The 22,778-nt window shown below is 67.0% G+C and carries 19 protein-coding genes; 9 read left to right on the forward strand and 10 right to left on the reverse strand.

Annotated features, from left to right (window positions below; genetic code table 11):
• The first annotated feature begins 85 nt into the window (after positions 1-85).
• The gene (locus tag M8312_RS06360) at positions 86-2,065 is read left to right on the forward strand and encodes a lytic transglycosylase domain-containing protein (RefSeq protein WP_250119531.1); all 1,980 of its coding nucleotides are present in this window, start codon (positions 86-88) and stop codon (positions 2,063-2,065) included.
• Between the two features lie 9 nt (positions 2,066-2,074).
• Positions 2,075-2,554: a transcription elongation factor GreB gene (greB, locus tag M8312_RS06365; RefSeq protein WP_250119532.1), complete on the forward strand. Its 480-nt coding sequence runs from the start codon at positions 2,075-2,077 to the stop codon at positions 2,552-2,554.
• Here the strand turns inward: greB and aspS are convergent.
• Positions 2,551-4,341, reverse strand: a complete 1,791-nt coding sequence (aspS, locus tag M8312_RS06370; protein ID WP_250119719.1) for an aspartate--tRNA ligase — start codon at positions 4,339-4,341, stop codon at positions 2,551-2,553. The genes greB and aspS overlap by 4 nt on opposite strands.
• 105 nt (positions 4,342-4,446) lie before the next feature.
• Here aspS and rnd point away from each other — a divergent pair, with 105 nt between their 5' ends.
• Positions 4,447-5,625, forward strand: coding sequence for a ribonuclease D (gene rnd, locus M8312_RS06375; protein ID WP_250119533.1), 1,179 nt, complete (start codon positions 4,447-4,449; stop codon positions 5,623-5,625).
• Positions 5,622-5,909 carry an I78 family peptidase inhibitor gene (locus M8312_RS06380; protein ID WP_250119534.1) on the forward strand — a complete coding sequence of 96 codons (288 nt, stop codon included), beginning with the start codon at positions 5,622-5,624 and terminating at the stop codon, positions 5,907-5,909. Before rnd ends, M8312_RS06380 begins: the two co-directional genes overlap by 4 nt.
• Here M8312_RS06380 and M8312_RS06385 read toward each other — a convergent pair.
• The 4 genes from M8312_RS06385 to M8312_RS06400 are packed head-to-tail and all read right to left on the reverse strand — an operon-like array spanning position 5,906 to position 11,386.
• Positions 5,906-7,363 carry a Ppx/GppA family phosphatase gene (locus M8312_RS06385; RefSeq protein ID WP_250119535.1) on the reverse strand — a complete coding sequence of 486 codons (1,458 nt, stop codon included), beginning with the start codon at positions 7,361-7,363 and terminating at the stop codon, positions 5,906-5,908. The two genes, M8312_RS06380 and M8312_RS06385, sit on opposite strands and share 4 nt — an antisense overlap.
• Positions 7,363-9,507, reverse strand: a complete 2,145-nt coding sequence (locus M8312_RS06390) for an RNA degradosome polyphosphate kinase (protein WP_250119536.1) — start codon at positions 9,505-9,507, stop codon at positions 7,363-7,365. The genes M8312_RS06385 and M8312_RS06390 overlap by 1 nt, the downstream gene beginning before the upstream one ends.
• Entirely contained in the window at positions 9,504-10,127 is a 624-nt protein-coding gene (locus M8312_RS06395; protein ID WP_250119537.1) for an HdaA/DnaA family protein, read from the reverse strand. Before M8312_RS06395 ends, M8312_RS06390 begins: the two co-directional genes overlap by 4 nt.
• Positions 10,127-11,386, reverse strand: a complete 1,260-nt coding sequence (locus tag M8312_RS06400; RefSeq protein ID WP_250119538.1) for a heavy-metal-associated domain-containing protein — start codon at positions 11,384-11,386, stop codon at positions 10,127-10,129. Before M8312_RS06400 ends, M8312_RS06395 begins: the two co-directional genes overlap by 1 nt.
• Positions 11,387-11,449: 63 nt before the next feature.
• Here M8312_RS06400 and purM point away from each other — a divergent pair, with 63 nt between their 5' ends.
• From purM to M8312_RS06415, 3 genes are all read left to right on the forward strand, one after another.
• Positions 11,450-12,535 (forward strand): phosphoribosylformylglycinamidine cyclo-ligase, encoded by a 1,086-nt coding sequence (gene purM, locus M8312_RS06405; protein ID WP_250119539.1) that lies wholly within the window; start codon positions 11,450-11,452, stop codon positions 12,533-12,535.
• A complete protein-coding gene (purN, locus tag M8312_RS06410) occupies positions 12,528-13,496 on the forward strand; it encodes a phosphoribosylglycinamide formyltransferase (protein ID WP_250119540.1) in 969 nt (322 codons plus the stop codon). The genes purM and purN overlap by 8 nt, the downstream gene beginning before the upstream one ends.
• 92 nt (positions 13,497-13,588) lie before the next feature.
• A complete protein-coding gene (locus M8312_RS06415; RefSeq protein WP_250119541.1) occupies positions 13,589-14,530 on the forward strand; it encodes a formylglycine-generating enzyme family protein in 942 nt (313 codons plus the stop codon).
• 4 nt (positions 14,531-14,534) lie between these two features.
• On the opposite strand, the gene M8312_RS06420 is transcribed toward M8312_RS06415, so the two are convergent.
• From M8312_RS06420 to M8312_RS06440, 5 genes are all read right to left on the reverse strand, one after another.
• Positions 14,535-15,890, reverse strand: a complete 1,356-nt coding sequence (locus tag M8312_RS06420) for a PQQ-dependent sugar dehydrogenase (protein WP_250119542.1) — start codon at positions 15,888-15,890, stop codon at positions 14,535-14,537.
• On the reverse strand, positions 15,887-16,354 hold the full coding sequence (locus M8312_RS06425) for a DUF2231 domain-containing protein (protein WP_250119543.1): 468 nt from the start codon (positions 16,352-16,354) through the stop codon (positions 15,887-15,889). Before M8312_RS06425 ends, M8312_RS06420 begins: the two co-directional genes overlap by 4 nt.
• A 114-nt stretch (positions 16,355-16,468) precedes the next feature.
• The gene (gene ndk / locus M8312_RS06430) at positions 16,469-16,891 is read right to left on the reverse strand and encodes a nucleoside-diphosphate kinase (RefSeq protein WP_250119544.1); all 423 of its coding nucleotides are present in this window, start codon (positions 16,889-16,891) and stop codon (positions 16,469-16,471) included.
• A 73-nt stretch (positions 16,892-16,964) separates the two neighbouring features.
• Positions 16,965-17,408 carry a DNA polymerase III subunit chi gene (locus M8312_RS06435; RefSeq protein ID WP_250119545.1) on the reverse strand — a complete coding sequence of 148 codons (444 nt, stop codon included), beginning with the start codon at positions 17,406-17,408 and terminating at the stop codon, positions 16,965-16,967.
• Positions 17,409-17,422: 14 nt separating this feature from the next.
• Entirely contained in the window at positions 17,423-18,889 is a 1,467-nt protein-coding gene (locus tag M8312_RS06440) for a leucyl aminopeptidase (protein ID WP_250119546.1), read from the reverse strand.
• Positions 18,890-18,951: 62 nt separating this feature from the next.
• On the opposite strand from M8312_RS06440, the gene M8312_RS06445 reads away from it, so the two are divergent.
• Together M8312_RS06445 and M8312_RS06450 are read left to right on the forward strand one after the other, a co-directional pair.
• A complete protein-coding gene (locus M8312_RS06445) occupies positions 18,952-21,264 on the forward strand; it encodes an LPS-assembly protein LptD (RefSeq protein WP_250119547.1) in 2,313 nt (770 codons plus the stop codon).
• Positions 21,265-21,326: 62 nt separating this feature from the next.
• On the forward strand, positions 21,327-22,766 hold the full coding sequence (locus tag M8312_RS06450; protein ID WP_250119548.1) for a peptidylprolyl isomerase: 1,440 nt from the start codon (positions 21,327-21,329) through the stop codon (positions 22,764-22,766).
• Positions 22,767-22,778: the final 12 nt, after the last annotated feature.

Genomic DNA, 22,778 nt, shown 5'->3' on the forward strand with positions numbered 1-22,778 from the left:
GACTTGCCCCTTCACCGGGATTCACCCGGTCCTGTAGAACGGAGGTTAATAGCGTTCAGCAGACGATAAGGACTGGGGGCCGATAATGTCCAGCATGAGACGAATGGGCCTTGCACTGACTGGTATGCTGGCGTCGGCGGCGATTGCCGGTTCCTCGCAGCTTCTGGTTCCGGTCCAGCAGGCGCCGGTCGTGTCGCCCGCGGCATACTCCTATGCCGGCGACGTCAACGGTGCGATCAGCGACTGGCGCCGCCTGCGGCAGTCCAGCGGCTATGCATTCGCAGATTATGCCCGCTTCCTGCTCGCCAACCCCGGCTGGCCCGGCGAAACAACCATGCGCCGCGCCGCGGAGAAGCAGATGCGCCCCGGCGAAGATGCCGCCACCGTTGTCGCTTTCTTCCGCACCGACAAGCCGACCACCGGCAACGGCTGGGCTCGCCTGGCCGAAAGCTTGGCTGCGCAGGGCCGTTCCGCCGAAGCCCTCTCCGCCGCTCGCGAAGCCTGGGCGGGTTCCGATCTCGGCAGCACTGACGAAATGTCGCTTTACCAGCGCTTCGGCAGCCAGTTCACCGCGGCCGACATGGATCGCCGGATCGATCGCCTGCTGCTGGAGAAGGATGCGACCAACGCGCAGCGGCTCCTCGTCTCCGCCAGCGCTGCGCGCCGGCCCGCTTTCGCTGCCCGCGTGGCGATGCTTCAACGCTCGCCCGACACGGAGCTGCTCTACAATCAGGTGATGGGCCAGGTCACCAGCGACGCTGGCCTCATGCAGGATCGCGCCCGCTACTTGCGCGATGCGGGCTGGGACCCCGCCTTCAGGCAGCTGCTTGCCCGTCCGCACCAGTTCACCACTCGGCCCGTCGACGCCGAGAAGTGGTATGAGCTGCTGCTCTCGGCAGCCCAGGGCGCCGCGCGCGATCGCCAGTTCACCACTGCTTACAACATCGCCCGGCAGGTCGACGACGCTCTCCCCGCCGGTGCCCAGCTCGCGCTTCAGGCCTATGGCGTCCGGGACGATTATACATCGCTGACATGGCTGGCCGGCGTCAGCGCTCTGCGCGGCATGAACCGGCCCGCCGACGCGGTGCCGATGTTCGATCGCTATTCGCAGGGCGGACGCTCGCTCCAGGTCGTCTCCAAGGGCGCTTATTGGGCGGGTCGCGCCGCTGCCCAAGCGGGCCAGTACGCACAGGCCACCTCCTACTTCAGCCGCGCCGCCGCCTATCCGGAACTGTTCTACGGGCAGCTCGCGCTGGAACGCCTCGGCCGCCAGGTGCCGGTTCCGGCCACTTCTCTCGCCTATCCCACTCCGCTTCAGCGGCAGGCCTTCCAATCGCGGCGGCTAGTCCGCGCATTGCAGGCGCTCGATGCCGGGGGATACCGCCAGGAAGCCGCGCTGTTCGTCCGGGCGATCAGCGAATCGGTTCACTCCGACTCCGACCGCCAGCTCGCCATCGAGCTAGGCAACCAGATCGGCCGGCCCGATCTGGCCGTGTGGACCGTGCGCTCGGCCCGTAACGACGGCAGCGCCTTCTATAATCGCCTCGGCTATCCGACGGTCAGCCACGCCATCGCGGACCCCAGCCTGTGGAGCCTCGCCCACGGCATCGCCCGCCAGGAAAGCTCGTTCGATCGCTCGGCGGTGAGCGGCGCCGGCGCACGGGGCTTGATGCAGTTGATGCCGGGCACCGCGGCCGAACAGGCTGGCAAGCTCGGTTATGGTTATGATGGCGGCCGACTCACCAGCGACCCGGCCTATAACGTCATGCTCGGATCGGCCTACTTCCGCCGGCTGGTCGACCGGTGGGGCGGCAACTATCCGCTGGCGATCGCCAGTTACAACGCCGGATCAGGCAATGTCGCCAAGTGGATCGCCAACAACGGCGACCCGCGCCGCCCCGGCGGCGACATCGTCGCGTGGATCGAGGACATCCCCTTCACCGAAACCCGCGGCTACGTGCAACGCGTGCTGGAGAATACGGTGGTCTACGACCGCCTGAACCCGCAACCGGCGAACCAGCCGCGTTACCTCAGCTACTTCCTCGGCAAGGATCGTCTCGGCTAAGACTCCCGGATGGGAGATCGCTTCATCACGCCGCAGGGCTTCGCGGCTATCCGCGCCGAGTATGACCAGCTGTTCGGGACCGAACGGCCCAAACTCGTCGAGGTGATCAGCTGGGCAGCCGGCAATGGCGACCGTTCGGAGAACGGCGACTACATCTACGGCCGCAAGCGCCTGCGGGAAATCGACCGGCGGCTCGGCTATCTCGCCAAGGTGATGAAGACCGCCAAGGTCGTCGACCCGGCAAGGCAGGGCGACCAGGGACAGGTCCGCTTCGGAGCCACCGTCGAACTCGCCGACGAGGACGACGCACGGCGCACCCTCACCCTGGTCGGTGACGACGAAGCCGACGCCGCCGCCGGCCGGATCAGCTGGCACTCACCGATCGCGCGCGCCCTGGTTGGGGCGAAGGTCGGCGACGAGCGGGTCGTGCGCCTGCCCGCCGGCGAGAAGAGCTACGAGGTAACCGCGATCAGCTACCCCGGCACCTAGCCGATCGGCTGCGCTGCATTCTCCCCCACGACCCGGATCGACAGCTCGCGCAGCTGCTTCATGGTCACCGGTGCCGGGGCGTTCATCATCAGGTCCTCGGCCTTCTGGTTCATTGGGAAGACCACCACCTCGCGGATGTTGGGTTCGCCCGCCAGCAGCATGACGATGCGGTCAATGCCCGGCGCTGACCCGCCGTGCGGCGGCGCGCCATATTTGAAGGCGTTGATCATGCCCGAGAAGTTCTCGTCCACCTGCTGCTGGGTGTAGCCGGCGATCTCGAACGCCTTGTACATGATGTCCGGGCGATGGTTCCGGATCGCGCCGCTCGACAGCTCCACCCCGTTGCAGACGATGTCATACTGCCACGCCAGAATGTCGAGCGGATCCTTGGTCTCCAGTGCCTCCAGCTCGCCCTGCGGCATGGAGAAGGGGTTGTGGCTGAAGTCGACCTTCTTGGCCTCTTCGTCATATTCGAACATCGGGAAGTCGACGATCCAGCAGAATTCAAAGCGGTTCTCGTCGATGAGGCCGAGCTGCTGCCCAACCCGCGTCCGCGCAAGGCCGGCGAGCTTGGCTGCCTCGGCTTCCTTGCCCGCCGCGAAGAAGATGCCGTCGTCCGGCCCAAGGCCCAGCTCGTCCGCCAGCCGGTCCATGCCTTCGGTGCCGTGGTTCTTGGCGATGGGCCCGCCCCACTCGCCGCCCTTCCGGGTGGCGTAGCCGAGCCCGGCGAAGCCTTCGCCGCGCGCCCACTCGTTCATGTCATCGAAGAACTTGCGGCTCTTGTCGGCCGTGTTCGGCGCCGGAATGGCGCGGACGAAACCGCCACCATCGACGATCTTCGAGAACAGTCCGAAGCCTGAGCCGACGAAGTGCGATCCGACGTCGCTGATGATCAGCGGGTTCCTGAGGTCCGGTTTATCGTTGCCATACTTCAGCATCGACTCGCGGTAAGGAATGCGCGGGAAAGCCCCTTCGGTGACGCTGCGGCCATCCGCGAACTCACGGAACACGCCCGCAAGCACCGGCTCGATCGCGTTGAACACGTCATCCTGCGTGACGAAGCTCATCTCGAAGTCGAGCTGATAGAACTCGCCCGGGCTCCGGTCGGCCCGCGCGTCCTCGTCGCGGAAGCAGGGCGCGATCTGGAAGTAACGGTCGAAGCCTGCCACCATCAGCAGCTGCTTGAACATCTGCGGCGCCTGCGGAAGCGCGTAGAACTTGCCCGGATGCACCCGGCTCGGCACCAGATAGTCGCGTGCGCCCTCGGGGCTGCTGGCGGTCAGGATCGGGGTCTGGAATTCGGTGAAGCCCTGCTCGACCATCCGCCGGCGGATCGACGCAATCACGTTCGAACGCAGCAGGATGTTGGCGTGCAGCCGCTCACGGCGCAGATCGAGATAGCGGTACTTGAGGCGGATATCCTCCGGATATTCCTGCTCGCCCGCCACCGGCAGCGGCAGCTCGGCCGCCGCGCTCTGCACCGTCACACTACGTGCGAATACCTCGATGTCCCCGGTCGGCAGGTTGGCATTGGTCGTACCCGGCGCGCGGTTCTTGACCAGCCCGTCGATGGTGACCACCGACTCCACCCGCAACCGCTCCAGGATCGGCAGCGCGGGGCTGTCGCTGTCGGCCACCACCTGGGTCATGCCGTAATGATCGCGCAGGTCGACGAACAGCACGCCGCCATGATCGCGCTTGCGGTGGACCCAGCCCGACAGGCGAACTTCCTCGCCGACGTTTTCGGCGCGAAGCTGGCCGCAGCTGTGGGTGCGATAGGCGTGCATGGTCATTGGCTCACTGTGTCGGAAAGGCCCGGGAAAAGCGGGCCGCGCTTCCCCTTCCGTCTTCGCTTTGTCAACCCGCGCGCACCCGGCTAGAGCGGCCACAACATGCAGATTCATCCACTTATCACCGACAGCGCCAGCCTCGCCGCCCTGATTGAGCGCCTCGCGACCCACGACTTCGTCGCTGTCGATACCGAGTTCATGCGAGAGAACAGCTACTGGCCCGACCTCTGCCTGCTGCAGATCGCCTCCCCGGAGGAAGCCGCCGCGATCGATCCGAAGGCCGACGGCCTTGACCTCCAGCCGCTGTGGGACCTGCTGGTCCACAATGAAGACGTGCTGAAAGTCTTCCACGCCGGCGGTCAGGACGTCGAAATCGTCGTCAACATGACGGGCAAGGTGCCTCACCCGCTGTTCGACACCCAGGTTGCCGCCATGGCGCTAGGCTATGGCGAGCAGGTCGGCTATTCGAACCTCATTGAATCCATGCTCGGCCACACGCTCGACAAGGGTGCGCGCTTCACCGACTGGAGTCGCCGCCCGCTCGACAAGCGCCAGATCGATTATGCCATCGGCGACGTCACCCACCTCGCCACCATTTTCCCCAAGATGGTCGCCAAGCTGCGCCGCACCAACCGCGGCCAATGGCTTGACGAGGAAATGGAGCGCCTGGCCGACCTCTCCTCCTTTGTCTTCGCGCCCGAAGAAGCGTGGAAGCGCCTCAAGCTGCCGAGCCGCAACCCCGTCGTGCTCGGCCGCCTGAAGGCGATCGCCGCCTGGCGCGAGGTGGAAGCCCGGGGCAAGAACCTGCCGCGCGGCCGGATCATCAAGGACGACACGCTCAACGAGCTTGCCGCCCATCCGCCTCGGACGCAGGACGACCTCGGCAAGGTTCGCGGGCTGTCCGCCGGATGGCGCAACAACGACATCGGCGCGCGGCTGATGAACGCCATCACGACCGCCAAGCCGCTCGAGCCCGACGAGCTGCCGGACCGTGAACCGCGCCGGCCAGGCCTCACCAAGGACGCGGCGCTGGTCAGTGACCTCTTGAAGCTGCTGCTCAAGATCCGTGCGAAGGAAGCTGGCGTGGCGCCCAAGCTGATTGCCCGCTCTGATGAGCTGGAGGCGCTGGCCGCCGGCGTTCGGAAGGACCTCGCCATCCTCTCCGGCTGGCGGTTCGAGGAGTTCGGGCGCGACGCGCTGGACCTCGTCGAGGGTCGGCTCGCCTTCGCCACCGAGAATGGCAAACTGAAGATGACCCGTACGCTGGAGACCGCCGAATGACCCGTCTCACGCCGCTTGTCGCCACCGGGGCGCTGCTGCTCGTCGGTTGCGCCACCCTGGGAAAGCCCGCCGCGCCGCAGCCGGTTTGCTCGGCCGACGAGCTTACCGATTACATCGGCAAGCCCGCCACCGCGAAGCTGGGCGAGGACATCATGCAGGCGTCCGGCGCCAAGATCCTGCAGTGGATCCAGCCCGGCCAGATGGTCACCATGGATTTCCGCGCCGACCGGCTGCGCGTCCGCCTCGGTCCCGATAACAAGGTAGCGTCCGCAAACTGCGGTTAGGCGAGCTCCAGCACCGGATCGAGGCCGACCATGGCGGCCAGCGCCCGAAACCGCTTGCGCACCGCGTCCGAGTAAAGGCTCGAGTCGCTTCTCTTCAGCGTCAGTACCAAATGCCCCTCGCTGGCGCTGATCCTGGCGCGCTTCAGCAGGCTTGCCGTCCCGCCACTCAGCCGCTGGGCGAGGCGGATCGCGGCGCCCCAGCGGTCCGCATGTTCCAGCACGCGTTCCTCGACCAGCTCGCAAAGAGCCGCGTCAAATATTTCGCCGCCGAACGCGCTGTTGAGGGTCCGGCCAAGGACCGTCCGTCCTTCCGCGTCGATGCCGACCCAATTTCCATGCAGCCCCATGTCCACGGCCCATTCAGCGCGGAAATCGGGATGGGCATTCCAGGCCACGTCGGCGAGCAGGCAAGCCGCCAGCCGCAGCCGTGCCGCGACCTCGCTGTCGTCCGGGAACAGTGGCGCGATCCAGCGGTCGAGCAACGCTCCATGATCACCGAAGCGTCCAAGCCGCGCGCCGACCTCAAGCGCCGCCACAAGCAACGGGTCCTCGCCCCGCTGAGCCGGCGCGAGGTCGTCGTAGAGGATGCCTTCACGAAGGCCGAAGGCGCTGGTCACCACCCGCGCCGGCTGCAGCACCCGGCAGGCCGCGTCGAGCACCGCCGCGGCCGCCGGCAAGGTCTGCAGGCGTGAGGTGGACACCCCGACCCGGGCCCGCAGCACGTCGATTGGCGTAGAGCGCACCAGGTTGCGCAGGTCGCGCACCCGCTGCGGCGTCATCCCATGCTGGTGAACGATCGGCAGGGGATGCTCGGACAGCTTGAGATCAAGCTGCGCGAACGCCCGGAACGACCCGCCAACGAGGTACAGATTGCGTCCCCGCGCCGCTTCGGCGATCGCCTGTGGAACACCGCGCTTCAAGGTGGTGACGATCGCCCGCGCGCTCGCCTTGTCTCCGAGCCGAAGCACACCGATCGGGAGCGACACACCGATTCCCGGCGTACCGTCCGCGATCGGCGTCAGCTCGAGGCTGCCGCCGCCAAGGTCAGCAACGACCCCGCGCGCCTGCGGAATGGCCGAGATGACCCCCAGGGCCGAAAGCCGCGCCTCCTCCTCGCCCGGGATGACCTTGGGCTCGATGCCGGCCTTCTTGGCCCGCGCCAGGAACACGCCGGAGTTGCTGGCGTCGCGCACGGCGGCGGTCGCCACCGCGTGCACCTTGACCAGCTTCATCTCCTTGGCGAGCAGCCGGAAGCGGGCCAGCGCCTCGATCGCGGCGTCCATCGCCCCCTCGCCAAGCTCACCCGTCTCCGCAAGGCCGCGCCCCAGACCCGCCATGACCTTCTCGTTGAACAGCATGGACGGGACCCGCTCGGAGCCGCCGTACGCGACGAAACGGACGCTGTTCGACCCGATGTCGATGATGCCCACCGGGCCGAAGGTCGACAGCGGCATCAGCCCCCCTGATCCAGCCGCAGCTTGGGCACCTTGCGGCCCTCCAGCGCATGGCCGCGGCCCGATAGCGAAGGATTCGTCATGAAATAGGTGTGGAGGTTGAAGGCCTTCCGCCCCGGCTTGACCCGCGTGTACTTGCCGCTCGCATCAAGCGTCCAGCTCTGCTCATTGTCGATCAGATTCGCGACCATCACCTGGTCGAGGACCTGCGCGTGCACCGTCGCATTCTCCAGTGGCACCGCCACCTCCACCCGCCGGTCGAGGTTGCGCGGCATCCAGTCGGCCGAGGAGATGTAGACCCTCGCCTTGCGATGGGGCAGTCGAGCGCCATTCGCGAACGCCCAGATCCGGCTGTGCTCCAGGAAGCGGCCGATGATCGACTTGACCCGGATGTTCTCCGACAAGCCGGACACTCCGGGTCGCAGGCAGCAGATACCGCGCACGATGAGGTCGATGCTGACGCCCGCCTGGCTTGCCTCATACAGGCGGTCGATGATGCGCGGGTCGACCAGGCTGTTCATCTTGGCCCAGATCGCCGCCGGCTTGCCCGCCTGCGCATTGGCGATCTCGGTGCCGATCAGGCCGTCCAGCTTTTCGCGCAGGCCGCGCGGGCTCAGCGACAGCAGCTCCAGTCCCTTAGGCGCAACATAGCCCGAGATGAAGTTGAACAACTTGCCCGCGTCGCGCGCGGCCCGGCGGCTGGCGGTGAAGAAACTGAGGTCGGTGTACACCCGCGCGGTCACCGGGTGATAATTGCCCGTCCCGAAATGGCAGTAGGTTCGGAACAGGCCGCCTTCGCGCCGCACCACCATCGACACCTTGGCGTGCGTCTTCCACTCGACGAAGCCATAGACCACCTGAACGCCGGCCCGCTCCAGCCGCGACGCCCACAACAGGTTCTGCTCTTCCTCGAAGCGGGCCTTGAGCTCGACCACCGCTGTCACCGACTTCCCCGCTTCGGCCGCCGCCACCAGCGCGTCGATGATGGCCGACTGCTTGCCTGCCCGGTACAGCGTCTGCTTGATCGCCACCACGTCCGGGTCGGCCGCCGCCTGGCGCAGGAAAGCGACGACCACGTCGAAGCTTTCGTAGGGGTGATGGACGACGAGATCCTTGGCCCGGATCGCCGCGAAGCAGTCGCCGCCATGCTCCTGGATGCGTTCAGGCAGGCGTGGGACATAGGGCTCGAACTTGAGTTCCGGCCGGTCCAGGTTGACCAGCGCCTCCAGATCGGTGACGCCGATGAAGCCGCTGCTCTCCGCGATGATCGCGTGCTCGGCCTTCAGCCCTGCGCGAACGATGTCCTCCAGGTCCGTCGGCGTCCCCGAAGAGAATTCCAGCCGGATCACCCGCCCGCGTCGCCGCTCCTTGATCGCCGAGCGGAAGGTGCGGACGAGGTCCTCGGCATCCTCCTCGATCTCGATGTCGGTGTCGCGCAGCACCCGGAAAGCGCCGGCCCCGACCAGCACGAAGCCCGGGAACAGCAGGTCGAGGTGCGCTCCCACCGCGTCGTCAATCGCGATCAGCCGCATCCGTTTGCCCGGCAACCGGATGAAGCGCGGGACCGAGGCGGGGATCATCACCACCTCGTTGACGGGTTCTCCATCGGCCGTGTCGATCATCGAGAAGGCCAGGCTGAACCCGAGGTTGGGAATGAACGGGAACGGGTGCGAAGGATCAATCGCCTGCGGTGTCAGGACCGGGAAGATCTGCTCGCGCAGATAATTGCGCAGATGCTCGTGCTCATCCTCGGTGAGGTCCGCCGGCGCCACCGCCTCGACCTTCTCCTTGGCCAGAAGGCCGCGCAGTTCCAGCCAGGTCCTTTGCTGCTCTGCGACAAGCGAATCCGCCTCGACCCGAACCATTTCGAGCTGCGCGCTGGCGGTCAGCCCGTCATAGCTCAGCTGCTCCACCCCTTCGAGCTGCTGCTCCTTGAGCCCCGCCACGCGAACCGAGAAGAATTCGTCGAGGTTGGAGCCGCTGATCGAGAGGAACCGCAGCCGCTCCAGCAGGGGGTGGCTCGGATTGGCCGCTTCCTCTAGCACCCGGCGATTGAACGCGAGCCAGCTAAGCTCGCGGTTGAAGTAGCGGCGCTCCTTCACCGGCGGGGGCGGTTCGACCGCGATCTCGGCCAGGGCGTTCACTGCGCCGCTCCGTCGATCAGGCCCGCGCTGACCAGCGCCCGCCGCACCGTGGGAATGCTCAGCCGCGCACGCTCAGCGATGGCGAACCGGTCGATCGCCTCCACCACCCGCTCGGCGGTCCAATAATCGCGCGCGACCCGCATCACCACGTAACGCAGCGCCTCGGTCGGAAGATGCAGCCCGCGATCGGCGAACAGCCGCTGGATCAGCGCCGCGAAAAGCGCATCATCGGGCGGCTGGATTGCAATGACGGGGGTGACGGCCAGCCTTGTTCGAAGATCGGGCAGGCTCGGCTCCCATGCTGGCGGCGCCGAGTCCGCGACCAGCACCAGCGGCCGCCCGCTCTCCTGCGCCTGGTTCCACGCGTGGAACAGCGCTTCCTCGTCATGCCGCTGCGCATCGTCGAACAGCCGCCCGCCCACCCGCGCGACGAAGCTTCGGGCAAGCAGCGAACGGCCCGAACGGCGCGGTCCGGTCAGGATCGTGGCCCTCACCGGCCACATGCTCCAGCGCTGAAAATGGTCAAACGCCGCCTGGTTGGGCTCACCGACGATGAACCGGCTGTCGTCGCTTCCTGGCGGCCAGTCGAGCGGAAGCGCGATCTGGTCGGCCGCGCGCATCAGTCCTCCCCCGGCCTGTTGGGCGCGGGCTGCACTGTGTTGCCGGGCTGTGCAGGAGCGGCTGGTGCCGGCTGCGGCTTCACCAATTGCCCTTTGTAGCCAGTGATCCTGAATACGCCGTCCGACGCCGTGTCGGTCTGCCAACCACGTGCATTGAGCGCCGCGGCAAGCTGCCCCTGGGTTCCCTTGTAGGTCACCGCCAGCACCTTGGCGCCAAATTCCTGCACGTTGGTCACCCCGGGGATGGAGCGCAGCCATGCGACCGGTGAATAGGGGCTGGTGACGAAGATCTGGATTACCCGGGTGGTCTGCTCGACCGGCTTGGCGACCGGCGCTTCTTCCTCGACCGGAGGCGGCGGCAGCGGTGGCGGCAGCAGGCTGCGATCGGGCGCCAGTTCGCCGGCGGCCTGCCAGCGGGCGAACAGCGCATCCATCTGAGCGACTCCGCGGTTCATCATGTCCTGCAGGCCGGCGCTGTTCTGCGCCGTCAGCGTGAAGCTCCCGAGCGGCTTGCGGTCGGCCCCGAAATAGCCGCTGAAGGTGCCCGTCGCAGGTCCACCTGGGTAGACCCGCCGCAACTGCACCTCGGCCACGAGGATGTCGGCCGCGCCATATTGATCGACGATGTTGCGCCACCAGCCGCGGCCCGGCCGGTCGGCCTGCGCCGCGTTCACCAGCAGCGGGTCCATCCCCATGCCGGAGACGCGGACATAATCGATCGGGCTGTTGGACGTGCGGAACTCGGCCCATGCCCGCTGCCAGGCGTTGCGCAGTTCAACGCTGGTGGCATTGCCGCCCGTGACCGTGATCGGCACCAGCAGCAGCGGTGCGGACCGGCGCACCGGGCCCGCCATTCCCAGCAACTCGCTCGCCCGCGCCCGGTCGAACAGCACGCCCAAGGTCGCGATGTAGCGGGTCGGTCCGATCTGCTCCGACTCGACAATGATGGAGCTCACCAACCCGTCCAGCGTGCTGTCGGGCAGGTTCGGCGCGGCGCTCAACGGTGCCCCATGCGCCTTGGCCCACAGCGCCTTGAACCCCTCGCGCTGGGCGATCCGCCACCCGGCATAACGCGCCTCGTCGGCGGTCTTGCCTGTCGTATCGACCTTGATTCCGCCGATCTCCAGCGTGTTGGAGCTGTCCAGCGGGAGGATTCCGCGGTCACCGCTCTCCAGCTGGGCATACAGCACCGCACCCCCGGCCATCCCAAGGACCGCGAGCACGAGGAGGAACGATCGAACAAGGCCCCGACGCAGCATGAGCCGCCTTCTGGCGACTGTTCGGTGGATTTCCAAGCGGCTTCTCGGCTAGTGCGCTCGGCTATGGGGCTGACCTACGAACAAGCCGGCGTGAACATCGCCGCGGGCAACGCGCTGGTAAAGGCGATCGGACCATTGGCGAAAAGCACTCGCCGGCCCGGCGCGGACGCCGAACTCGGCGGCTTCGGCGGCTTCTTCGACTTGAAGGCGGCGGGCTTCACCGATCCCATCCTGGTCGCCGCCAACGACGGCGTCGGCACCAAGCTCAAGCTCGCGATCGACACGGGCCGCCATGATGGCGTCGGCATCGACCTCGTCGCCATGTGCGCCAACGACCTGGTCGTACAGGGCGCCGAGCCATTGTTCTTCCTCGACTATTTCGCCACCGGAAAGCTCGATAACGCCGTTGCCGAAGTGGTGGTCGCTTCCATTGCCGACGGCTGCCGCCAGGCCGGCTGCGCCCTGATCGGCGGCGAAACCGCCGAGATGCCAGGCATGTATGCCGATGGCGACTATGACCTTGCCGGCTTCTGCGTCGGCGCGGTGGAGCGAGGCCAGCAGCTGACCGGAGAGACGATCGAAGCTGGCGACGTCATCCTCGGACTTGCCAGTTCCGGCGTCCACTCCAACGGCTTCAGCCTCGTCCGGCGACTCGTCGCCGACAATGGCTGGAAGCTCGACCGGCCCGCCCGCTTCGACGCGGACCGGCTGTTTGGCGACCTGCTGCTCGAACCCACGCGGATCTACGTGAAGAGCCTGCTGCCTCAGATTCGTGCCGACCGCATCAAGGGTCTGGCGCACATCACTGGTGGCGGCCTGCTCGAGAACATCCCGCGCGTCCTGCCCGCGGGCGCCCACGCCGCCGTCGATGCCGACCGCTGGACTCTCCCGCCGCTGTTCGCCTGGCTCCAGGCCGGTGGCAGCATCGAGCCGGCCGAGCTTGCCCGCACCTTCAACTGCGGCATCGGCATGGTGGCGATTGTCGCCGCCGAGCAGGCCGAGGCGGTCACTGCGGCGCTGACCGACGCTGGCGAAAAGGTCCACACGATCGGCCAGATCACCGCCGGGCCGCGCGGCTGCACCGTGACCGGCAGCACCGAGACCTGGAGCGCCCGCACTCCATGGTCCGCCACCCACAATCATGGCTGAACGCGCCCGAGTCGCCATCCTCATCTCCGGGACTGGCAGCAACATGGCCGCCCTCATTTATGCCGCACGTGCGGAATCCTGCCCCTACGAAATCACACTCGTTACCGGTGACAATCCGGACGCCCCCGGCCTGGCTCTCGCCGAAGCCGAAGGCGTTGCCGTCACCCGCCTGCCGAAGCCCACCAAAGACAGCCGCCCGGCGTTCTTCGCCCAGCTTGAGGCGACCCTGCAGGCCGCCGATGTCGACGTGGTCGCCCTCGCCGGCTTCATGCGGATCCTGCCGGCCGATTTCGTCGAACGCTGGTCGGGCAAGCTCCTCAACATTCACCCTTCGCTGCTGCCCAGGTATCGAGGCCTCGATACGCACGCCCGGGCGCTAGAGGCCGGCGACCCGCACGGCGGCTGCTCCGTTCACCTCGTCACGCCCGAGGTCGATTCTGGCGAAGTCCTCGGCCAGGTCGCGGTCGCCATTCTCACTGGCGATACGCCCGACAGCCTCGCGGCGCGGGTCCGCATCGCCGAGCACCAGCTCTACCCGCGCATCCTCGCCGACTACGTCTCACGCCCGCTCGACGCCGGCTGGATCGAAACACGAGTCGATGCGCTCGCCCGCCGCCTGGCCGAGGTCACCCGCAAGACCAGCCACGGCTCGCCCGGCTGGGCGGTCGGCCCTGAGAAGACGGCCAAGCTGTTCGCCATCATCGCCGACCATCATCACGGAGAAGAAGCGGTCGGCCTGCTCGTGAAGGCCAGCGGCGCCGATGAGATGACGGGGCTGATCGAGGCCCGCCCAGAGCATTACTACTGGCCCAAATATTACGGCGCGAGCGGCTGGCTCGGTCTCAAGCTCAACCGCCGCGATGTGGACTGGGACGAGGTCAGTGACTGGCTCGAACGCAGCTGGCGCACCGCGGCACCACCGCGACTCACCCGCCTGCTGCGGGCAGCCGACGACTTCTAGCCGCTTCCAAGGGCTGCTACACTCGGCTCAGCACGTGGCCGTACGCGTTCCTGCCCCCGGCGAGTCGCCATGCTCGCGCCCTTGGAGCCGTCATGCCATTCACCGCTCGCTGGCTGCTCGCCGCACTGATTCTTTTTGCCGCCGCTTCCACCGCTGCCGCCGCCGCCCCGCACGTGAAGCGGGATTGCAAGAATTGCCCCGAGCTCGTTCGCATTCCCGCCGGACTCTTCCTGATGGGCTCCGCCGACAAGGATCCGCTCCACGACTCGCTCGAGACTCCGCAGCACGAAGTGAAGGTCCGCGCCTTCTGGGCTGGCCGCCTGGACGTCACCCGCGATGAATGGGCGACGTTCGCGCGTGCGACCCAGCGCCCCACCGTCAAAGGTTGCCAGTGGACCGGGAAGGCCGACGGCAACCAGACTGCAAGCTGGAATGACCTCGGCTTTCCCCAGACCGGGCGTGACCCGGTGGTCTGTGTCACCTGGAACGATGCGCAGGATTACGTCCGCTGGCTGAGCCGCACGACGGGCCATCACTACCGCCTACTCAGCGAGGCTGAGTGGGAATATGCCGCACGTGCGGGCACGAGCACAGCCTGGTGGTGGGATGACGCACCCTCCCACGATCGCGCCAACCATGGGACGGAGACGTGCTGCAAGGGGCTCGCCGAAGGTCGCGATCGATGGCAGTTCACCTCTCCGGGCGACGCCTTCCCCGCCAACGCCTTCGGTCTGCACGACATGGGCGGAAACGTGCTGCAATTCGTCGAGGACTGCTTCTCACCGACTTATGCCGGCCTGCCGACGGATGGCAGCGCCTTCACCACCAAGCGGCCGATCGTCGCGACGGGCGATCTGAAGGACCTGAACGGGATGCCGACCTGCGACTTCCGGGTGGTGCGCGGTGGCAGCTGGGGTGACCAGCGCCGCTGGATCCGTCCTGCCGCACGCAGCTTCGCGCCGCCGCCAGAGCCTGGCTCCACGGTCGCCAACTACCGCAGTGGCGGCGTCGGCTTCCGGGTCGCCCGCGACTGACTGGCTAGCGCGCGGCCACCTGCTGCGGACGCGCCGCCGGGGCACCCGCCGGCGCCACTCGCCAGATCGTGTTCCCGGCATCGTCAGCGACCAGCAGCGCACCGGTACGGTCCACCGCCACCCCGACCGGCCGGCCGTGCACGTTATCGCCATCGCCCGCGATGAAGCCGGTCAGGAAGTCCTGCGCCTTGCCACTCGGCTTACCGCCGCTGAACGGCACGAACGCCACCTTGTAGCCGTTGAAGCGATCGCGATCCCAGCTGCCATGCTCGCCGACGAACGCGCCGCCGCGATACTGCGCCGGGAAGCTGGCACCGGTGTAGAAAGTCAGGCCCAGGGCCGCGACGTGACTGCTCAGCGCGTAATCGGGCGAGATCGCCTTCGCGACCATGTCCGGCCGCTGCGGACGCACCCGCGGGTCGACGTGCTGCCCGTAGTAACTGTACGGCCAGCCGTAGAAGCCGCCATCCTTCACCGAGGTCATGTAGTCAGGCACCAGATTCTGGCCGAGCTCGTCACGCTCGTTCACCACCACCCAGAAGGTATTCGTCCCCGGGTAGAAGGTCGGGCTGTTCGGGTTGCGCAGCCCCGTCGCGAAGACACGCGCCCGGCCGCTTTGCTTGTCGATCTCCCACACCGCCGCGCGGCCCTTCTCGGCCTCGAACCCGTTTTCGACGATGTTGCTGTTCGATCCGACCGTCGCATACAGCTTCGACCCGTCCGGACTGATCGTCAGGCTCTTGGTCCAGTGATGGTCGATGGGCCCGCCCGGCAGCTCGGTCAGCATTGTCGGCTTGGCGTCGATATGCGTCTGCCCTGGCGTGAAGGGATATTTCAGCACCCCATCCGTGGCCGCGACGTACAGCGCACCATCCGAATAAGTCACGCCGAACGGCGAGAAGACATGGTCGATCAGCACCGACTTGCCCTCGGCCACGCCGTCGCCATTGGCGTCACGGAGCAGCACCAGCCGGTTGGATGGCCCCTCGCCGGGCACGTCGCCATGTGCCTTGCCGAGGAAGTAGCTGATCAGGAAGTCCTTTGGCCGCTGCTTGCCCTCCAGGCCCGGATCCATGCTCTCGACCGCGATCACGTCGCCGTTCGGCAGCGGGTAAAGGAACCTCGGGTTCTTCAACCGCGTCGCGAACGCCTGCACGGTGAATCCGGGCGGCGCCGTCGGATGCTCGCCATCTTTCCAGCCAAGCACGCTGCCGACCTTCATCGGCGGCATCAGATATTGTTGAGCCGCGGGGAGCTTGGGATTGGGGCCGAGCTGCTCGTCCGGGTTGACCGCCTCGGCCGAGCCGCAGGCAGCTAGCGTTCCCGCCAGCAGGATGGGAAGTAGAGTGCGAGCATTCATCGCGGAGTCCCCACGCCTTGCTTGTAGACCAGGGTGCCCCCCAGCCATCCGCTCACGGCCAGCAACAGGACCGCGATGATCGACAGGGTAAGGCCGGTCGGCACGACCGACGTCCAGCCGTCGCGTGCATGAACGAAGCTGTTGAAGATCTGGATGATAAACACGACGATGTTGATCCCGCCGTGCGCGCTTGCTGCATGCGACCGCACTCGCCGGTCGCCGAGATAGTCGGTGATCCCGGCCACCGCGGCCAGTGCGCCGAAGACCAGTCCTCCAAACAGCAGCCACTGCGAGAAATTCGTCCACTGCACATCGGCCGTGCGCGAATAAATGATGTCGGTGATCAGCGCTCCGATCCAGAAGGCGATCGGAAACGGCACCAACATCGGGTGGATGGGGTGCCCGAAGATTTTGGCGGTGGAGCGAGGACGATCGTCGCCCTCATGCAGAACTTGTTCGACCATAAGCAGGTTACGAACAGGCGGCGCGAGCGGTTCCGTTAAACGCCGGTAATCTGCCAAAAAAAAAGACCGCCGGATCGCTCCGGCGGCCTTTCAAAAACTCGTCCGGCCAATGGCTTAGCCGACGATCTCTTCCGGCTTGAAGAAGAAATCGATCTCGATCTTGGCATTCTCGTCGCTGTCCGAACCATGGACCGAGTTCGCTTCGATCGATTCCGCCAGCTCCTTGCGGATGGTGCCCGGCTCGGCGTTGGCGGGGTTGGTCGCGCCCATGATGTCGCGGTTGCGCTTCACGGCGTCCTCGCCTTCCAGCACCTGCACGACCACCGGGCCGGAGATCATGAAACCGACCAGGTCGTTGAAGAACGGCCGCTCGCGGTGAACGCCGTAAAAGCCTTCGGCCTGCTCCCGGCTCATGTGGATGCGCTTGGAAGCGACGACGCGCAGGCCGGCTTCCTCCAGCATCTTGGTGACCGCGCCCGTCAGGTTGCGGCGGGTGGCGTCGGGCTTGATGATCGAAAAGGTGCGCGTCACGGCCATGGCCCCGCGGTCTCCTGTGCAAAAGTGGTTGGAATTGGCCGCGCCCGTAGCGGTGGGCGCCTCAGGTGGCAAGTCAGCCGCTCGCTTTCATTCCCCAGCGCCCGTCCTCGCGCGCCCAATAATGCCGCTCCACGCCCTCACGTCCGGACAGCAGCTTCCACGCCAGCCGCGCGCCTTCCAGCGTCGCCTCGTCGAACAGATAGAAGGCGCGTTCGAACGCCAGCGCGGCCTCCCGCCACTGGCCATCGGCAATCAGCAGGTTGCGGGCGAGGTTGGGCGCGTCGGGGGTGGTCGACAGCAGGATCGGCTGGCGCGCGTCGTCACTTCCGCCGGCAATCCCGTGCGGCAGGAAGCTGGCACCCGGCTGATCCCACAACAAGCGGTCCAGCCGGGACAGCTGCCCTTCGTCCTCGGCCACGATGAGCAGGTGGCCACCATCACTTAGCACCTTGGCCGCCAGCGTCGCGATCACTCCGTCCGGCGGCGCCTCGCCCAGCTGGTAGAAATCGACGCGCATGGGCCCGGCCGCGCCTACTTCTCCGCCGTCGCTTCCACGAAGGCGTCGAGCAGGCGCACGCCATAGCCGGTGGCGCCCTTGTCGTAGGTGCTGCTGGCCTTCTCGCTCCAGGCCACGCCCGCGATGTCGAGATGAGCCCACTTGACCCCATCATCGACGAAGCGCTGCAGGAACTGCGCCGCGGTGATCGAGCCACCCTCACGCGGACCGACATTCTTGATGTCGGCGATGGGCGAGTTGATCAGCTGGTCGTAGGCTTCGCCGATCGGCATCCGCCACAACTTGTCGCCGGTCGCCGTCCCCGCCGCGATGAGCTCGTTGGCGAGCCCATCGTCGTTGGAGAAGACGCCGGCATATTCATGGCCCAGGCTGATCACCATCGCGCCGGTCAGCGTCGCCAGGTCGACGATCCGCTTCGGCCCGAACGTCCGCTGCGCATAGGTCATGACGTCGCCCAGCACGAGCCGCCCCTCGGCGTCCGTGTTGATCACCTCGATCGTCTGGCCACTCATGCTGGTGACCACATCGCCCGGGCGCTGCGCGTTCCCGTCGGGCATGTTCTCGACCAGGCCGCACAGGCCGACCACATTCGCCTTGGCCTTGCGCGCGGCGATGCTGAGCATCGCACCGGCCACCGCGCCCGCGCCGCCCATGTCCCACTTCATCGATTCCATGCCGGCCGCCGGCTTGATCGAGATACCGCCGGTATCGAAGGTCACGCCCTTGCCGATCAGCGCCACCGGCGCTTCGCCATGGGCCCCACCGTTCCACTTCATGATCAGCAGCTGCGGCTTGCGGACGGAACCCTGCGACACGCCAAGCAGCGCGCCCATGCCAAGCTCTTCCATCCGCGCCTGGTCAAGCACCTCGATCTCGAGGCCGGTGCCCTCCATCGCCTTGCGGCAACGCTCGACGAAGCTCTCGGGATAGATGATGTTGGCTGGCTCCGTGACCAGTTCACGAGTCAGTGACGAACCCTTCAACACCGGCTCGTACCGCTCGGTCCAGCGAGCTTCCGCCCCGTCGGCCGCGCCGACGATCACCAATTCGGTCAGGGTCGGCTTCTGCTTGTCCTTGAGCTTGGTCCGGTACTTGTCATAGCGCCAGCCGCGCAGCGACGCCGCCAGCGCCACCTTTCCGGCTGCATCGGCGCTGTAGCCCAGGCCCGACAGGTCGATCACCGCCCGCGTCTCGCCCGAAGTCAGCAGCCGCGCCACCGCGGTCCCGCCCAGCTTCTCGGCCGATTCTTCGCCCTTGCTGCCAATGCCCACCAGCACGACGCGCCGCGCCGTGCCGTTGTCATCGATGAAGCTTTCGGCCGCACCGCCCGCTTCGCCATCGAACCGCTGGAGCCGGGCTGCCGCCTCGACCGCCGCACGCGAACCGCCGAGCGATTCCAGCCCGCTGCGATCAAGACCGGCAACCGGCAGAACCAGGGCATGGCTGCCCTCGGGACGCGAAGCGGCAAAACGGATCTGCATGAATGAACTCTCACGTGTTTGGATCAGGGAACGGCCAAGGGCTTTAGGCACTCGGGCATCCGATGCAAGGCATTGCCGCTTGGCGGACGAGGTGCGATAGGCCGCCTCTCCTTTCGGCAAGAAACACGCGGGCGGCAGAACCTTTGAGCTTGGGCAAGATCGGCTGGACGGCGCTGCCGCTGATCCTCGTGCTTGCGGTGCCCGCGGCCGCCCAGAGCGTGGCGGCACCCACCGCACCCGTTGTCGCGGCGACCCCCGCTCCGGCCGCGGCGCCGCAGCCGCCAGTCGACTTCAGCGCAGACATCGTCACCTATGACGACCAGCAGGACGTGCTGACCGCGCAAGGGCGCGTCCGCCTCGCTCGCGATGGCAATTACGTCGCCGCCGACAAGGTCACGTGGACCCGCGCAACCGGCCAGGTCGTCGCCACCGGCAACGTCGTCGCGGTGAATCCGCAAGGTGACAAGTTCGTCGGCGACAGCGCCGTCCTGACCGACGACATCAAGAAAGCTACCGTCCAGAACCTGCTGGTGGTGCTCGAAAGCGGTGCCCGCCTCGCGGCCCGCAGCGCCACCCGCGACGGCGACATCACGACGCTCAACAACGCGGTCTACACGCCGTGCCCGGTAACGCAGGCCGACGGCTGCAACCCGCGCAGGCCGAGCTGGAAGGTCACCGCTGCCCGGGTCCGTTACGACGCAGTCCGCAACCGGGTCCGGTTCGAGCGGGGACGGTTCAGCATCTTCGGCCTGACCCTGCCGCTGCTCCCGGTCTTCGCCGTCAGCACGGGGCGCGGTGACGAAGGCATCACCGGCGTCCTCTTCCCCGACTTCAAGATTTCCGGCCGCAACGGGTTCGAGATCGGCGTTCCCCTGCACGTCGCACTCGCCCGCAATCGCGACCTGACCGTGACGCCGCGGATCTACACCGAGGCGCTTCCATCGGTTGAGGCCAACTATCGTGAGGTCAATAAGCTTGGCGCCTACCAGGTGCAGGGCTTCATCACGGTCGGCGACAACAAGGCGACCGATCCGGAGAGCGGACGCCCGATCCGCGGCTATATCGACGCCAGCGGCAAGCTGCAGTTCGATCCGTTGTGGAGCCTGACGGGCCAGATCCGCCGCGCCACCGACAAGACCGTGACGCGCCGCTACGACATCACCCGCGAGGACAAGCTTCGGTCTTTCCTCAACCTCGAGCGGATCGACCTCGACAGCTACGTCAGCCTCGCCGCCTGGTCCTTCCAGGGCCTTCGCTCGACCGACCGCCAGGCCGCCATCCCGTTCGCCATGCCCGCCTTCGACGCTCGCTTCCGCCTGGTCCCGCCGACCATCGGCGGCCGGGTCGAACTGGAGGCCAATACCCTCGCCATCCTCCGTCGCGACGGGCAGGACACGCAGCGCGCCTTCGCTTCGGCCCGCTGGGACCGTCGCTTCCTCACTCCCCTCGGGCAGGAGCTGGTACTGACCGGGTTGGTGCGCGGCGACATCTACCACACCAGCGACACCGCCTCGACCAGCACCCTGCTCTACCGCGGCGAGGAAGGCTGGAACGGCCGAGTCATCGCCGCCGCTGCCGCCGAGGCGCGCTGGCCGCTGATCGGCCCCTTGTTCGGCGGTGTTCAGCGCCTGGTCCCCCGGATCCAGTTCGTCGCCAACGCGCCCACCCGCAACCTGGCCATCCCCAACGAGGACAGCCGCGCGATCGACCTTGAGGCAAGCAACCTCTTCTCGCTCAACCGTTTCCCCGGCTACGACCGCTGGGAAGACGGCAGCCGCATCACCTACGGGCTCGACTGGAACTACGACCGGCCGAACATCGCCATCTCGACCACCATCGGCCAAAGCTACCGCTTCAACCGCGACCTCAGCATCTTTCCGCAGGGCACGGGGCTCAGCGAACGCTTCTCGGACATCGTTGGCCGTACCAGGGTTCAGTTCGGGCGCTTCCTCGACGTCACCCACCGCTTCCGGCTCGACAAAGGCAACTTCGCGGTCCGCCGCAACGAACTCGACCTGACGGTCGGCACCGACCTCACCTACGCGCGGGTCGGCTACCTGCGCCTCAACCGAAACGTCGACACGTCGGTCGAGGATCTGCGCGACAAGGAGGAACTGCGGCTCGCCGGGCGCTGGCAGTTCGCCCGCTACTGGTCGGTGTTCGGGGCCACCGTGCTCGACCTCACCAGCCGCGCCGAGGACCCCTTGTCGGCCTCGAACGGGTTCGAGCCCGTGCGCCATCGCCTCAGCATCGACTATGAAGACCCGTGCCTGGCAATTGGAATCTCCTGGCGGCGCGACTATGACCGCGTCAATTTCCTGCGGGAGGGGAATACGTTCCAGCTTCGGCTGGTCCTCAAGGGACTCGGCCGCTAAGCCGCTCATCAGCCGTTAAGCGCGGCTTGGGCAGGGCGTTTTCATTAGGTTTACAAGGGATTATGAGCACAGTGGAAGCGCGCTTCAGCAAGTTTCTCGGCACCGTGGCGCTCTGCGCCGGGGCGAGCATGGCCATCGCCGCCCAGCGCCCTGCGCCGCGCAAGCCGGTCGTGCAGCGCCCCGTCCCGGCTCGTACCGCACCCGCTCAGCAGCAGCAGCCTGCCGCGGCGGCGGCAGCCGATCCCTCCCGGCCCAACAGCACCGCCAACCTGCGCATCCCCTCTCAGGTCACCGTCTTCGGCACGGCAATTCCTTCGGTGATCAAGGCCAGCGCCATCATCAACGGCGAAGTGATTACCCAGACCGATATCGACCAGCGCCTGGCCCTGCTGGCGATCAGCCAGGGCGGCAAGATCCCCGACAATGAGGTCGAGCGGCTGCGCGCCCAGGTGCTCAGCAACCTGATCGACGAGACGCTGCAGATCCAGGCCGCCCGGCGCGAGGACATCAAGGTGCCCGCCGCCGACATCGACAAGACCATCGCGCGCGTCGCCCAGAACGTGAAGCAGACCCCCGACGGGCTCGCCACGTACCTGAGAGCGAACGGCAGCTCGATCCGTTCGATGCGCCGCCAGATCGAGGGCGAGATCGCCTGGCAGCGCCTGCAGCGCGCCAAGATCGAGAGCGGCGTCAACGTCGGCGAGGACGAGGTCAAGGCCGTCATCGACCGCTTGAACGCCGCCAAGGGCACCGAGGAATATCGCGTCGGCGAGATTTACCTCGCGGCCAACAGCACCAACGACGCGCAGGTGCTCGCCAATGCGCAGAAGATCATCGCGGCCATCCAGCAGGGCGGCAGCTTCGTCGGCTATGCCCGGCAATTCTCCGAAGCGTCCACGGCGGCGGTCGGCGGCGACCTCGGCTGGGTCCGGCCGGAGCAGCTGCCGGAGCAGCTCTCTGCCGTGCTTCGCCAGATGGGTCCCGGCGCGATCAGCCAGCCGATCCGCGTTGCCGGCGGCTATTCCATCCTCGCCGTGCAGGACACGCGCAAGGTCCTCACCGCCGATCCGCGCAACGCCGAACTAGCGCTGAAGCAGGTTTCGATCAGCTTCCCCAAGGGCACCACCCGTGAGGCCGCCGAGCCGGTCCTTGCCCGCTTCACCGCTGCCTCGCGCGCGGTTGGCGGCTGCGGCGGCGCCGACAAGCTCGCCGCCGACTTCCATGGCGAAGTCGTCAGCAGCGATCAGGTCAAGCTCCGCGACCTGCCGCCGGTGCTGCAGCAGATGATGCTGCCGATGCAGGTCGGCCAGGCCACCCAGCCGTTCGGCAACATCGAGGAAGGCGTCCGAGTCCTCGTCATCTGCGGCCGCGACGAAGGAGCGAGCAACGACACGGTCAATCCCGAGCAGGTGCAGCAGCAGCTCACCGAAGAGCGGGTGAACCTCCGCGCCCGCCGCTACCTGCGCGACCTTCGCCGTGACGCGGTCATCGACTATCGCTAGGGCCGCCGGCCG

Origin of the sequence: Sphingomonas sp. KRR8, assembly GCF_023559245.1 — a bacterium.
Taxonomy (GTDB): Bacteria; Pseudomonadota; Alphaproteobacteria; order Sphingomonadales; family Sphingomonadaceae; genus Sphingomicrobium.

Excerpts from the sequence above, each read along its gene's own strand:
- purM (WP_250119539.1), top strand. The coding sequence starts at position 11,450 with ATGGGGCTGACCTACGAACAAGCCGGCGTGAACATCGCCGCGGGCAAC.
- purN (WP_250119540.1), top strand. The coding sequence starts at position 12,528 with ATGGCTGAACGCGCCCGAGTCGCCATCCTCATCTCCGGGACTGGCAGC.
- M8312_RS06360 (WP_250119531.1), top strand. The coding sequence starts at position 86 with ATGTCCAGCATGAGACGAATGGGCCTTGCACTGACTGGTATGCTGGCG.
- M8312_RS06435 (WP_250119545.1), bottom strand. The coding sequence starts at position 17,408 with ATGCGCGTCGATTTCTACCAGCTGGGCGAGGCGCCGCCGGACGGAGTG.
- aspS (WP_250119719.1), bottom strand. The coding sequence starts at position 4,341 with ATGCACGCCTATCGCACCCACAGCTGCGGCCAGCTTCGCGCCGAAAAC.
- M8312_RS06400 (WP_250119538.1), bottom strand. The coding sequence starts at position 11,386 with ATGCTGCGTCGGGGCCTTGTTCGATCGTTCCTCCTCGTGCTCGCGGTC.
- ndk (WP_250119544.1), bottom strand. The coding sequence starts at position 16,891 with ATGGCCGTGACGCGCACCTTTTCGATCATCAAGCCCGACGCCACCCGC.
- M8312_RS06380 (WP_250119534.1), top strand. The coding sequence starts at position 5,622 with ATGACCCGTCTCACGCCGCTTGTCGCCACCGGGGCGCTGCTGCTCGTC.
- M8312_RS06420 (WP_250119542.1), bottom strand. The coding sequence starts at position 15,890 with ATGAATGCTCGCACTCTACTTCCCATCCTGCTGGCGGGAACGCTAGCT.
- M8312_RS06415 (WP_250119541.1), top strand. The coding sequence starts at position 13,589 with ATGCCATTCACCGCTCGCTGGCTGCTCGCCGCACTGATTCTTTTTGCC.
- greB (WP_250119532.1), top strand. The coding sequence starts at position 2,075 with ATGGGAGATCGCTTCATCACGCCGCAGGGCTTCGCGGCTATCCGCGCC.
- M8312_RS06450 (WP_250119548.1), top strand. The coding sequence starts at position 21,327 with ATGAGCACAGTGGAAGCGCGCTTCAGCAAGTTTCTCGGCACCGTGGCG.
- M8312_RS06395 (WP_250119537.1), bottom strand. The coding sequence starts at position 10,127 with ATGCGCGCGGCCGACCAGATCGCGCTTCCGCTCGACTGGCCGCCAGGA.
- M8312_RS06425 (WP_250119543.1), bottom strand. The coding sequence starts at position 16,354 with ATGGTCGAACAAGTTCTGCATGAGGGCGACGATCGTCCTCGCTCCACC.
- M8312_RS06385 (WP_250119535.1), bottom strand. The coding sequence starts at position 7,363 with ATGCCGCTGTCGACCTTCGGCCCGGTGGGCATCATCGACATCGGGTCG.
- rnd (WP_250119533.1), top strand. The coding sequence starts at position 4,447 with ATGCAGATTCATCCACTTATCACCGACAGCGCCAGCCTCGCCGCCCTG.
- M8312_RS06440 (WP_250119546.1), bottom strand. The coding sequence starts at position 18,889 with ATGCAGATCCGTTTTGCCGCTTCGCGTCCCGAGGGCAGCCATGCCCTG.
- M8312_RS06445 (WP_250119547.1), top strand. The coding sequence starts at position 18,952 with ATGCAAGGCATTGCCGCTTGGCGGACGAGGTGCGATAGGCCGCCTCTC.